At 54.6% G+C, this 12,579-nt stretch carries 12 protein-coding genes; 6 read left to right on the top strand and 6 right to left on the bottom strand.

Going from position 1 to position 12,579, the window contains the following annotated elements:
* Positions 1 to 187: 187 nt before the first annotated feature.
* A complete protein-coding gene (locus J7M22_13115) occupies positions 188 to 340 on the top strand; it encodes a hypothetical protein (GenBank protein ID MCD6507549.1) in 153 nt (50 codons plus the stop codon).
* A gap of 208 nt (positions 341 to 548) precedes the next feature.
* On the opposite strand, the gene J7M22_13110 is transcribed toward J7M22_13115, so the two are convergent.
* A complete protein-coding gene (locus tag J7M22_13110; protein MCD6507548.1) occupies positions 549 to 1,814 on the bottom strand; it encodes a hypothetical protein in 1,266 nt (421 codons plus the stop codon).
* Positions 1,815 to 2,221: 407 nt separating this feature from the next.
* Here J7M22_13110 and J7M22_13105 point away from each other — a divergent pair, with 407 nt between their 5' ends.
* The 3 genes from J7M22_13105 to J7M22_13095 all read left to right on the top strand — a co-directional run bounded on the left by J7M22_13105 (position 2,222) and on the right by J7M22_13095 (position 4,096).
* A complete protein-coding gene (locus tag J7M22_13105; GenBank protein ID MCD6507547.1) occupies positions 2,222 to 2,914 on the top strand; it encodes a LysE family transporter in 693 nt (230 codons plus the stop codon).
* Positions 2,892 to 3,500 carry a hypothetical protein gene (locus tag J7M22_13100; GenBank protein ID MCD6507546.1) on the top strand — a complete coding sequence of 203 codons (609 nt, stop codon included), beginning with the start codon at positions 2,892 to 2,894 and terminating at the stop codon, positions 3,498 to 3,500. The genes J7M22_13105 and J7M22_13100 overlap by 23 nt, the downstream gene beginning before the upstream one ends.
* Before the next feature lie 134 nt (positions 3,501 to 3,634).
* On the top strand, positions 3,635 to 4,096 hold the full coding sequence (locus J7M22_13095; protein MCD6507545.1) for a PTS sugar transporter subunit IIA: 462 nt from the start codon (positions 3,635 to 3,637) through the stop codon (positions 4,094 to 4,096).
* Between the two features lie 149 nt (positions 4,097 to 4,245).
* Here J7M22_13095 and J7M22_13090 read toward each other — a convergent pair whose 3' ends face one another.
* Positions 4,246 to 4,464, bottom strand: coding sequence for a hypothetical protein (locus J7M22_13090; GenBank protein MCD6507544.1), 219 nt, complete (start codon positions 4,462 to 4,464; stop codon positions 4,246 to 4,248).
* Positions 4,465 to 4,988: 524 nt separating this feature from the next.
* On the opposite strand from J7M22_13090, the gene J7M22_13085 reads away from it, so the two are divergent.
* Together J7M22_13085 and J7M22_13080 are read left to right on the top strand one after the other, a co-directional pair.
* Positions 4,989 to 8,738 (top strand): hypothetical protein, encoded by a 3,750-nt coding sequence (locus J7M22_13085; protein ID MCD6507543.1) that lies wholly within the window; start codon positions 4,989 to 4,991, stop codon positions 8,736 to 8,738.
* Positions 8,735 to 9,613, top strand: coding sequence for a hypothetical protein (locus J7M22_13080; GenBank protein ID MCD6507542.1), 879 nt, complete (start codon positions 8,735 to 8,737; stop codon positions 9,611 to 9,613). Before J7M22_13085 ends, J7M22_13080 begins: the two co-directional genes overlap by 4 nt.
* A 19-nt stretch (positions 9,614 to 9,632) precedes the next feature.
* Here the strand turns inward: J7M22_13080 and J7M22_13075 are convergent, their stop codons facing one another.
* The 4 genes from J7M22_13075 to J7M22_13060 form a co-directional block, all read right to left on the bottom strand.
* Positions 9,633 to 10,532, bottom strand: a complete 900-nt coding sequence (locus J7M22_13075; protein ID MCD6507541.1) for a hypothetical protein — start codon at positions 10,530 to 10,532, stop codon at positions 9,633 to 9,635.
* 135 nt (positions 10,533 to 10,667) lie between these two features.
* Positions 10,668 to 11,360, bottom strand: coding sequence for a hypothetical protein (locus J7M22_13070; GenBank protein MCD6507540.1), 693 nt, complete (start codon positions 11,358 to 11,360; stop codon positions 10,668 to 10,670).
* Positions 11,361 to 11,423: 63 nt separating this feature from the next.
* Complete coding sequence (locus tag J7M22_13065) at positions 11,424 to 11,852, bottom strand: HEPN domain-containing protein (protein ID MCD6507539.1); 429 nt, start codon at positions 11,850 to 11,852, stop codon at positions 11,424 to 11,426.
* Entirely contained in the window at positions 11,849 to 12,355 is a 507-nt protein-coding gene (locus J7M22_13060) for a nucleotidyltransferase domain-containing protein (GenBank protein MCD6507538.1), read from the bottom strand. The genes J7M22_13065 and J7M22_13060 overlap by 4 nt, the downstream gene beginning before the upstream one ends.
* Positions 12,356 to 12,579: the final 224 nt, after the last annotated feature.

Here is a 12,579-nt window from a genome sequence, read left to right as displayed (position 1 = left end):
CGGTTATCCATCAAGCGTAGTGCGCAAGGCGTAGAGAGTAGGGCGTAGAGCGTAAGGCGCTTTACGCCGCACGCATTACGCACTACGCAAATCAGCTCTCTGCTACACTCACCGAAAATATGAGCGACCAGATCAAGCATGAGTTTAAATTCGGGTGCAACATCTTCCTATGGGAGGATGAGGAGATATGCTCTTCAGCCATCCTTCCGTCGAGGCGATAACCTGGTGGGATTTCTCCGATAGAGGGGCATGGCAGGGCACGGCAGCGGGTTTCCTGCGCAAGGATATGTCCCCTAAACCGGCCTACGAGAGGTTGACGGAACTGGTTAAGGGAAAATGACGGACTGAGATCGAAGGCCGAACCGGCTCGGACGGTGAGCTTAAGTTGAGGGGATTTTACAGAAGATATAGGGTTGAGCTTCAACCCCCTCAGGGTGAGCGAAGGATAATCGAGACGGAACTTAAACGCGGGGAGGAAAACCTGTGGGTTTTTCCGGATTGAGGGATAATCGTAAGGAGATGCCATATCGCTATGCTGGAGCTCAGGTTTACTCCTCAGACCAATCTATGACTACCCCTATGAACTCATCCTTCCGATTGAGGAGCCCCTCATATGCCGATTTTATCCGTTCAGGCTTGATCACATGGCTTAGGAGCGGATCGACTTTAAGGCGGTTCTCCATTATCAGTTTCATCGCGATCTTCGTGTTTCGTTCTATCGAATGCCTGGTCCCCTCTGAATGTAAGGTGGGGTAAACCCACTCCAGAGCGCCCTTGAGCGATATACCGCTGCAATGGATCTGGTGTAGGATATCGGTGGCGTTGGTCTGCCAATCCGCCCTGTAATGAAAGACCGCCCCGATCGAACCAATGGCGCTTGAAATCTTCAACCTTGTAGCCGTAATGTGACGAGAGGAAGAGATTGTCCTCTGTCGTCCCCCGTCCATTCCCAGGGGTAGGTATAACCGTCCCCGTTTGGGAACCATGTTCCGCCAGGCACGCTCCCAGCTCTGCTCCGGCAGCTCTGAGATGAGATCGTAAAGGCTGGGCGGTGAGTTAACCCGTATGGCGGCGACGAGGCCCGTGAAATCCCTCTCCTCCTCGCCCTTCACAACACAGATGTCGTAATCGGGCAGATAGACAGGACCTGCATCCAGATCGTCGATCGCCACGGTGAAGGTCGAATCGCTATGGACGGTGAGAAGCGTTCTGTCGAAGGAGTTCGGATCGGGATTGCGAGTTCGCCATAGTGTAACGCGATAACATCTCGGATTCACCCTCCGCACCGATGATATATGTCCGTTAAAGGTTTCAAAGATCGGCGTCGAAGAGGGGATCGATCGCCAGAGCACGGTCAGCGTCGAAGATGCCCAGACCGAATCGGTATGCGCCTCTATCCGCTCAAGCGGCGGCAATTCCTCCGCCAGCCATCGGATCTGAAAGGTCGTGCGATAGGTGGCGGGAAGATCAGTCATATCGGGGAACTCCCTCTCGTTCAGCGGTCGAAAGGTGAAGATGGCCCTGTCCTCCTCGATGAGGAGGGACGTATCGGCCGTCTGCCATCTGCCCGTGAACCAATCGCCTAATCCCCACCAGCCGACGCTACCGCCTTCGGGGACATGGTCTTTGGGTAGCCTGCGATGGGGCCAGGATGTCAGCCAGTACTGCAGGCGGATCTCCTGAGGAGGCTTTTCCCGAAAGACGAGGGTCACCCGATGTAGCTCGCGCAGATCCTCCCATCGCCAGCCGTTTCCCTCCGGCAGCGGTTGGCCAAAAGGGGCGGCATCAAAGGGTAAACCTTCAACTACGTTCATCGAAATCCTCCTATTATCCGGCCCGCTGTTGGGATAATGTTAAGACATCACAGATCGATATGCAAGGTTCCTTGACGACGTCCCGCAAGCCGTTTATAATCGCCTGTGCAAGCGCTACGCCATCTTGGGCAACCATTGGGTCATTCGGCTTCGCCGCCATTGAAAACATCCGCCGGCTGATAACCTGTAATCCTCAGACCCTGGACGTTGGACAGATAGACGTCACCATCATGATAATGACTACAAATGACCATAAATGACGACAAATGACATTATTATTTCAGGAGGTTAGAAAAGGGGTATCCTCATGCGGATGTCCATGGCCTCTACAGCCTATATGCCCTTCGGCTTGACTTAACCCCGCCGATCTATTACCATATAGGCGAGCTGATCCGCGGGGTGTCATCATGTCGCCGTTGAGTATGTTTCTGACCGCTTTCATAGTCGGCTTCTCAGGGGCTATTACGCCTGGGCCTCTGCTCCTGGTGACGATATCCCAGACCCTGAGGCTAGGGCTCATAGCGGCGATCATGATCGTCGCGGGACACAGTCTTCTTGAACTCTTCACCGTGGTGGGCCTCACATTTGGGCTGAAGGAGGTCATGGATAAACCTTTCATCTTTAAGATGATCGGTATAACCGGCGGCATGGTCATGATATGGATGGCCGTGTGGATGATCAAAGATGCCTTTCGCCATACGCGCCCAAGCATCGGATCGTTGCTGGAGAAAGCTCAACCTGGGAGGGGAAAAGAGGGAGGAAAGTTCCTTAAACCCTTCGGTCTTGGGGTCATCGTGAGCCTCTCAAATCCGTTTTGGACCATCTGGTGGCTGACCGTCGGGGCGACCTTCGTCTCTAAAGCGATCAAAGGCAGTTTCATCCTGCTGCCCTCCTTCTATATCGGACACATCTCCTCGGACCTCGCCTGGTATGGCGCCGTTGGGATCAGCTTAACCTTAGGCGGGAGGTTTATAAACGACAAGGTATACAGGCTTTTCCTGATGTTCTGCTCCATGTTCCTGTTTCTATTCGGGGCGTATTTCGTATACACCGCCGCAAAAGGAGGGTTTTTATTAAATGCGATTTCACGGAAAGTTTAACTCATCGGTTATATTCATCCTGTTGGCCTTAGCCTTTTCCGGGTGTTTCTGGACAAGGCTGTTGATAGGGCCGAATTGGAGCGAGAACTACGCTCTCCAGTCCGCGGGAGCGACCGCTTCACCCCCTGCCATCAATGATGGCAAATATGACACGTATGGCGTGGTCCAGCCGGGCGATAAACCACGGATCTTCACCATCACTCTCCCACGCCCTCGGGAGATAAGAAGGATCGTCATATATAACGGCAACCTATATTGGTTCGACATAAAGTTCTGGGATGATAGATTAAAAACCTGGAGAACGGCAGTGGCGGTTAGGAGAAGAAAGAAATCGGTATTCCAGGGGGCACAGGAGAAATACGATTTCAGACAAGTCAAGTTTACGACCGATAAGATACTCATATACGTCCGCAGGACGGTAAACGACGGGGTGGTCGAGAAGGTTAATCCACGTCCCGGCGACAAGGTCATCGGAAGGGCGTTCAAGAGGATCTTCGACACCCCTATTCAGGTCTACCGTATCCTCGTCGAGAAACCCGCCTATGTCAGAGAGGTCGAGCTATATGGACTTGCGAGGGAGAGATAGTGCAAAATTTGCATCTTAGCTCTCCCCCTCATCCTGAAAAGGCCCGATTTCCCTGGGTTAATAAGATGGCACGCAAATTGCTTAGCCTAAGGTTAAACCTTCATCTCGATATCGGTATGTTCCGAGCAGAGGTTATGCTTTCTAATGTCATACGTAAGGATCTGATATGTCTTGACATAAAGTCACGGGATAAAGTGGGCGCTCTCAAGGAGATGCTCGATATGTTGGAGGGGATCGATCATTCCTTCCTCAAGATCCGTCTGTTCCAAAATCTGTTAAACAGGGAAGGGTTGGAAAGCACCGCCATAGGACATGGGGTAGCCCTACCTCATTGTCGGACAAATCTGGTGGATTTCCCGATCGTTATGATAGGGCGGTCCAGGAAAGGGGTTGACTTCGAGTCACCCGATGGGAAGCCTGTTCACCTGATAATCATGGTTCTTGTTCCCCAGAGCTCTAATGTGCCCTGGCTTGACCTGATAAGCGATATCATGCGTGTTATCAGAAACGAGACCTTCATCCGAGCTATCAACCTCGCGAGAACCCCTGAGGAGGTTCTCCAAGCGATATCCGATATAGAGCAGGGAAAAGCCTAACCCGATCCCCGAAAGATTCATGATCATACCGCTTAATCTGGGATATCCTATCAGTATTGTCAAAATGAGGAAGAGAAACAGGATCATTATGAGCTCCCTCAAACCCAACCCCTTTCCGTCTCTCATTGCCATAACACACCACCTTCCGATTACGGATTAATCTTTAAATTAGCACTGTTTTCCTTCAGAGTCTCGGCTATCTGCTGGAATATAGCCGTTGCCTGATTGAATATCTCCTTGATCTGATCTGAAAGCTGTGAAACTCCCACAGCCGCGCCGCCTATAAGGGTCAGCAAAAGGGCATATTCCGGTATCGATTGCCCTCTCTCATCCTCAACCAATTTCCTGAAGATCTCTCCGGCCCTCATCTTCGTTCCCTCCCTTCAGCTTAAAATCTGCACCATCTCTATGCGCAAGGAGGGTGCCAAAGAATGAGATGCCCTCGAATCCCTATAAAATCTGGGTTTTTATGGATCTTGCGTCTAGGGAGGAATGTTGTGATTTTCAACGGCGATAGCGATGGAAGGGCTACTCCACCAAATGAGCCCTCGATAATACCGGCCCGGCGGATATACTGTTGAAGATCTCAACGGTAAGATGGATGTTATTTACGGGTATCACCTGATGGGGAAAGATTCCTGCAAGGCAATCGAACGTTCATAGATACCTTTTCTCCAATACTCCAGCTACCTCGCAACATCGGATGCAATCGACGATTCGTTCGACATGGCGGACGGATTCCGGCTCCGTTGACCAACCTTCAAAATTGAGTGTAAAATACATCTGAAAGATGAGCTTGTAGGTGGTGAGATGGTGTGGTAAAAATGGATGTAACAATCTCCGTCATCGACAGCGGGAGGGATCAAGGAGATCCAGAACCGGGAGGTGCTAGATGATATGGATGATAATCTCGGCTCTCCTCCTGACAGCCGGTGAGCCGGCGTTGCTGACCAACGGAGAGATCTCCTTGGGGTTCGATCCCACCACCGGCGCCCTCATCGAGGTTCGCGATCTTAAAGCTAACATCAAGGTCGCAGGGGGAACGGGACCTCCCGTCAACGTGAAGGTCAACGGGGAGTGGGTCTTCTCCGATCCGAAGGGGAAACTCAGGCTCTCGGATCTTCGGAGGGAGGATACGGACGAGGGGAAGAAGCTCACCCTCCGCCTCTTGAGAGGTAACTGGGAGGTCGAGACGGTCTATGTGATCCCGCATGAAGGGGCTTGGGCGAGGCGGAGGGCGACCTTAAGGTTCGTCGGCGAAGGGGAGGCGAAGGTCAACTCGATCAGGTTCTCACTCTTCGGCGCGGCGATCGAACCCCTTGCGGATTGCTTCTATACTTTACCGCCCCTGTGGCCTCCGGGGAAGTTCAAGTTCGGTGAGCTTTCTCCGGGACGGACCCGCTCGGCTGGCATCTGGGCGGGGACGCCGGCGGCCGTTGTTTACAACGAAACGAAAAGAATCGGGCTCCTCGTCGGTTTCTACACCGAGACGGAACCGTTCCTGGTCGCCGCCGAGGAGGAAGAGGGGTTCCTGAACGTTCACCACACCCTTCCCGCTTTCTGTAAGCTCGGGAGAGGCGGGGAGATGGAGATCGGAGACCAGTTCATCCTGCTGAAGAGCGGGAGTTTGAAGGAGGTGTTGGAAGGCGCACGGGAGGTCTACGAGCTTTCGGGGTTTAAGACCGTCGAGAGACCGGGTTGGGCGTGGGGAACCTCGATCTACTCGCTCTTCGCCCAGGGGAGCATAGATTCCGGACTTAAGGACCTCGGAGGTTTTCGCAACTTCGCCCGTTTACTTCTGCCCACCCTGGATCGCATGGGGGTGGGGGTCGTCTGGTTCAACCCCTGCTGGCCGGGAGGGTATGCCCCGAGGGATTATTACGCTTTAGACCCTCACGCCGGGACGAAGGAGGAGCTCAGGCTCCTCTGCGATGAGGCGCATAAACGGGGGATACACATCTTCCTCGACCTCATCCCGCACGGTCCTCCGGAGAACTCGCCCGCCGGAAGGGAGATCCTGGAGAAACACCCCGATTGGGTTTCGAGAAAGGAGGACGGCTCCATCCTCTACTGGTGGGGGTGTCTCTCGTGCGACTACGCCCATCCCGGCTGGCAGCGTTACATGGCGGACGTTGTGACCTACTGGATGAGGGAGTGCGGCGTGGACGGGTATAGGGTCGATTGCGCCGGAGGTGGACCGGCGAACTGGAGTCCGCAGAGGGGTTTGAGACCGTCGCAGTCGGGGATGTTCGGGGCGCTACGGATGCTCAAACTGGTGAGAGGGGAGATGAAAAAGATTGACCCCGAAAGCGGTATACTCGGTGAGGTCGGCTCGCCTCTTTTCCTCTCGGTCTGCGACTTCGTCTACGACTGGCCCTTCTCCTTCACGGTGCTGCGTTCCTTCACCGAGATGCCGAGGCGAAGATGGGTGAGGGAGACGCTCAGGTGGTTGGAGGTTCAACGGTTGACGTTTCCCCGAGGCGCGACCTTCGGGATGATGCGGATGCTCGAAAACCACGACAAATATAAGTCCGTCCGCTACTATGGCGTCGGGCCCATGAAAGCCCTGTTTTCCCTCTGCGCCTTCGTTCAGGGGGTGCCGTTCCTCTTCCACGAACAGGAGGTGGGGTTTGAGCGGTTCTTAGGGCGGGTTTTAAACGTCAGGTGTGAGATCCCCGAGCTGGCCCGGGGCGATGCTTTTTATCTCGCTGCAAAATCGACCACCCCCGAGGTCATGTCCTTCGTGCGCAAGCTGGATGAAGGCTTTACGGTAGTCGCCATAAACTTCGCATCCGAACGGAAGGGGACGGAGATCACCGTGCCGCTTCGGGAGATCGGTGCGAAGGCGGGAAGATATAAGCTGCTTGAGGCGTTTGAAGGGCAGATCCTGGGCGAGGTAAAAGCGGAGGAGACGCTCAAAATATCGCTCGACATCCCGCCTTTCGAGCCCAGACTGGTCGTCGCAAGACCGGAAGGGATACCTTTCCCCGCCATAGCTCCCAGGCGAAGGTCGAGGGGAGCTCCGGAGAAAATCTCCTCCGCCCCGGAGGTGGAGGAGCTGGGCGATGGGAGGGTTGTGATCAGAAACGGACATTACAAGCTACTCCTCAGAAACGGGCTTATCGAAAGGCTCCTCCCCGAGGGTTCGAACGTGGCGCTCATCGAGGGGATGGATCTGACGGAGGGCGATCGGAAGATATGGCTCGGGAGAAGGCTGAAGCTGTCGGAATCGGCCGACGTGCGCATCAAGCGGAGGGAGCTCGACGGAGCCGTGGAAGTAGTCTTCGAGGGGCGATGCCCGAGGTTTCCCGACGGGAGAGGGATGAGGTGGAAAGCCATTTACACCTGCGACCGCTCCCCTGAGGTGAAGCTTGAGCTTCAGCTCACCCCGGAGTTCTCCACTCCTCCGGTTTTGACGTCGTTGCTCTTCGAGATACGTTCGGGGATGGTCGAGGAATGGGATGTGGAGACGGTCGAGGGGAAGATCGAAGGGCTTTTCAGCCCCCGTTACGCCCTGAACCGTGAGTTCCAAGGGCGGAGATACTGGCATCCTAGCGGGAGGCTATGGGAACACAGGCTCCACCCGCTCAACCCCGAGCTCCCGGCGATCCACCTCATCAAAGGCGAGGGGACGCTCACCCTGGCTTTCAAGAGATATCCTGAAAACAACGTGTTCGTGAGGGAGTTCAACTCCGATGGTGAGAAGGGGTTCACGTTTTTCGCCGCCCTTCTTCCCGAGGGGGAGCCCGTGAGGTTCGGTCAGGGTAGACCTTTCGGCGTATCGCTCTCGCTCTCCGTTGATAAACCACTCCCCTCCATCGAGAGGAGGGTCTGGCGGTGCGGGCCCGTTTCGGTCGAGTTCGACGGACCGAACTGGAAGTTTGAGAACGGCGATCTCAGGCTCGTCATCGGGAGGAGCCGGGGAGGGAATCTGAGGTCTTTGGTCCATAAGGGGACGGGTCGAGCCTTGGCGATAACCTCGAACATCTACACCGATTACGGGATCTACGGGTCGGTGAGGGATTCGCTGGGGAGGGAGGTGCGGGTCAGCGCCAATAGCTTCCATGATTTCGAGCCGGATGTGATCTTGAGGTCGAAAGGAGGGGTTGAGCTGAGTTTCCGGAGCTACCTCCGGCTCTCCTTCTGGGGTTGGGCGAACGTCGCAAGACCTCTACTGGGCTACAAGTTGACATATGTGTTCGACCGTTCCCCGGGCGTTGAGGTGAGGTGTGGGGTGAAACCTTCGATCTGGAGGAGCGACGTCAGGGCTTTCCTCGCTCACATCGTGCGTATCCCCGATGCCCGAAGGTGGCGTGCTGAGACGGAGGGAGGGGTGAAAGAAGGGGTGTTCGGAGAACGGGTCGGCAGGCTCTGGCAGTCGAAGGAGGTTCCCCTCAGAGAGGGAGGTTCCATCGAGATCGAGGTCGAGGGCGGGCTCATCCTGAGGTTCGACGAAATACGATGGCGAGGGCGAAAACCTCAGAATATCTTCGTCCATCAGGACAGATCCGGCACGGCTACGGTCTTCTTCGCTTTCCTGGACGGTCTCCCCGTGGAGGTCCGTCCCGAATGGGATCTCATAGGTTACAGGTTGGAAGTCATCGAGCGTCATTTTAAGCGATCGGGAGGGGAGGGAAGATGATCCTGATGCTGACGTTAGCGCTCTTCGCCCTTCAACTAACCGAGGTTCCCGAAGGGTGGAGGGTTGAAAACGACCATTATGCGGTGCTGATCTCAAGGGTAAACGGGATGATCTCAAAGCTCCTCTTCAAAGGGACGGGCGAAGCTCTGATCGAGAACATGAACGCATACACCGATTACGGTATTTACGAGAGGAGGCGTTACGTGGGCTCGAGGGGTTCTGATCCGGAGGTCTTTGTCAGTCAGGAAGGGAGGGGCGTTAAGATCCTCTCAAAAGGTCGTCTCAAGCCCTCGCCGCTTGAGAGGAGCGTCGCTTACAGGGCGGAGTTTATCTTCGATGAATCGCCGGAGGTTCGGGTCTCCTGTGAGCTCGTTCCGAACTTCGGCGTCGAGGATGTGAGGGCGTTTCTATCGCTCTGCTGGGCGATCTCTTCGCTTTCCGAATGGCTCATAAGTTCCGCCGACGGCTGGCTCTGTCAGGAGAGAGGCGATGGGCAGGTGAGGGATTTTTCGGGGTTCCTCGATTTCAGGAGACCGGTCGTCCTGTTCATGACTCAAAAAGGAGCACATCTCTTGATTGATGGGATCAACTGGGAAACGCCCACGCCGCCGCAGAGGGTAGTGATCCACGGGAGGGGTTTCTTCCTCTGTTTCATGGACGGCGTCTCCTCTCCGCTGATAAAAGGCGGGAAGTATAGCGTCAGGTTCTCACTCAAGGTGGGGAAGGGAATCCCACATCTCTCAAGCGTCTCCGCCCTACGTATCAGCTCTTCCTGCTCGGCAAGCGAGAGGGGGATCGCCAGGGTGGTAATCCCCCATCCACAGGGCAAACACGCCGATCCCGATATGGACGCCGAGGAATCGCTCAGCGGGTAGAGGAGGAACATAGGATCAGCTAAGGCCTTGGCTCGAACCGAGCACGGTAAATCCTATCACCCTTCTCATAAAGAATCCATAGAACGCCGTCTATCAGGATAGGCTGGGATGGGGTGTCGATCTTTCCGGCGGAGAAGGTGAGAACAGGTCCCCTCCGCCAAGAGATCAGATCGGCTGAGAGGTAGACGTGTTTCGGAGGCAGCTTTTGGGCTAAAGCCATATACTCGCCGTTTATCAACCACGGGCAGATAGCGAAGGAATAGATATCGTCAAGCCCCTTGAGGGGTTTATCTCGCCGATTCCAGTGGAGGAGATCCCTCGATATGGCCAGCCCCAGCTTCTGATCCGTGTAAAACCCTTTCATCCCTCGGTAGATCATATAGAACACCCCATCCCTTTCGATCAGGGAGGGAGAGGTGGTCAAAATGGGGTCCCACTTCCCCTGTCGGCCGGGTAGAACCGGGTTGCCGGGGTATTTCTCCCAATGGCGGAGATCGTTTGATCTTGCCACCCCTATGGCCGCCCCTTTTCCGTCCTTCCCGGTGTAAAGCAGGAAATACGTCTCCTTGTTTCTGGCGACGACGGGGATCTTAGCGGCCAGGCTATCCCAGGCGCCTGGAGGGCCGACTTTTAACACGGGGTTCTCCTCATATTTTCTCCAGCGCAACAGGTCGGTGGATACGGCGATGCCAACTTGCTCCTGACGTCGTTCGTTCTCCCCTTCGTAGAAACAGTAGAACACTCCGTCCTCGATATAGATGAATGGGTTATCCACCGCAACGTGATCCCACGCCCCCTCAGGGCCTCGGTCTATTACAGGCTTGCCCTCAGGGTCCTCCACCCAGACGCCCTCAAGGGGTAACTCGATATTCCCAGCGAAAGCGAACACAATAGCAAGCATTAAGCCCAGGCTGAGCATTTTCACCCTCCATTTAAGCAAATTGGGGCATCCGACCCTTCGCCCCTGCCTGGCCCCGGCATCGTTTCGCAGGCCGAAAGGTCAGGAGCGATCTTACCCATGATGATCGTTTTACAGGGCGCAAAGTTACCCAGTTCAAATTCCACCCTTTATCCTAGCCCATGTGAGTGGCATTTTGCCGCCGGGGTTGACCTGCGCTTCTGGGATGCCCGGGCCTGTGACGGTTATCTCCTCAAAGAAACTCTCCGCATTCGTCGAGAAAAGTCCGACCTTCCCCTCCTTCCAGATCTCGGGGTCTTCCGTTTTTATCAGCTCCTTTCCGTTAATCAAGCACTTTATGACGTTCCCCTCAACGATCACCACGAACTCATAAACCTCACCGGGTTTCGGGGTGAAAGGGGCGTCTTTCTTCCATGCCACATCCGGGTATTTACCGGACGGGGATTTAAACAGCCTAGCTATATTTCTTCCGTCGTAGACGGCTGCGAAGGAGTAGAACCCGCCCTTGCCCTCCTCCACGCCCTGGTGTAGGAACACGACTCCGACCCATCCGTTGTTCTGCGTCCCTTTCACTAGGCCGCCTTTCGCCACCAGGTGGAATTTCTCGTTTCGAACGTTGATCTCATCGAGAACCGCCCTCTGCCAGAGGTCGCCGCCTTGAACCTGGAGATATCTCCCATCCTTCACAACCCACTCGCCCACAACCCGTGCCCATCCATCGTCCTTGTTGTCCTCGAAATCGTCCGTGAAGGCGTTCGTCTGTGTGCAGAAGACCGAACACAGCCACCATAACATAAGTAAAGCTGAAACGCTTGAGATCTTCCTCATCTCATTCACCTCCTACCATGGATGTATGCTCTTAGGTTAAAGCGAATAGGGTTGATGATCACATTATCCGCCAGGTTTTGAACTGATAAGTCCCCTACAAAGCTGAAGCACGAATTGGGCATCGTCGATCGCCTCAAGGGCATCCGAGTCCGAGTAGAGTTCAGAAGCGGGAACCCCTCCCTCCTCATCGCCGTAGAAGCTTCTTCCCCTCTCCCTGGCAAGCTTTCTGGAAATTTCCGCCAGTCTGACTATCTCATCCCTGAAAAAGCGGGGAAATCTATCCTGCTCCCCTAACAGTATCTCGGACACGTCATGAACTTTAGCAGGCTCCACCCCCACCCATCTCAAGGCCGCCTTGAGCGCCAGCTCAACCCCTTCCTGTGCTTCTCTGATCACCACATTAAACCGCTTCATCTCGAAAAGCCGCTTCAACTCCCCCACCCTCACGGTGGCGTCCTCGAGGTAACCGATCGCCATCCTGTCGTTTCTCATATTTCGATCACCTCTCCGGGCCTATAGTCCGGTTTAAGGTCCCAATACCATCCCCCGCCTTTGAGGAACTTCCTTTTCGCCCCCAGCTCTTTCAACCTTTGCCTTATCTCCTCCAACACCGATCTGAAAAACCCCCCTTTGTCATAAAGGATCATCCCTTCCTCAACCATGTCAAGATAGATCGGCGAATGATAAGCGGCCTCCTCCCTGCTTTTCATTATGGGCATAAACTGACACAGATAGCCCATTTCACGAAGAAGCTTGAATCCATCCATAAGCCTCCCCGCGGCTTCGTCGAAAAGCCTCGATCTTTTAAACTGCGATTGAGGGAGCTTCTCTATAACTATCAACAGGTCGATGTCAGACCTCTCGTGGAAATCCCCCCGTGCAAATGAGCCAAACAGCACCACCGATACCAGTTCCTCACCAAACCTCTCCTTTAGCGCCTCTACGAGCTTATGCAGGAGTCGATTTACCTCATCTTGAACCTTTCTCCTCTCCATCTCTTCCTCACCGCAAAATAGGATATCTCACTTCCTCGGTTATGTCAATAAGGGGCTGTTCTTATTCCCCTTGAGTGCAGTACCTATGGCTAATTGTCCGCCGTCCACAGCTCAACCGTCATTTATAGTCATTAAGTCATTCGGCTTCGCCGTCATTAATGACTACAAATGACAATAAATGACCTATAATCGGGACAGCCGAGAGGCGGACGGTAGCTTTAAAA

It is taken from the genome of Candidatus Poribacteria bacterium (genome assembly GCA_021162805.1).
In the GTDB taxonomy this organism is placed as follows: domain Bacteria; phylum Poribacteria; class WGA-4E; order B28-G17; family B28-G17; genus JAGGXZ01.
Note: the sequence above shows the minus strand (reverse complement) of the source record. Positions and strands in the feature narration are given on the sequence as shown.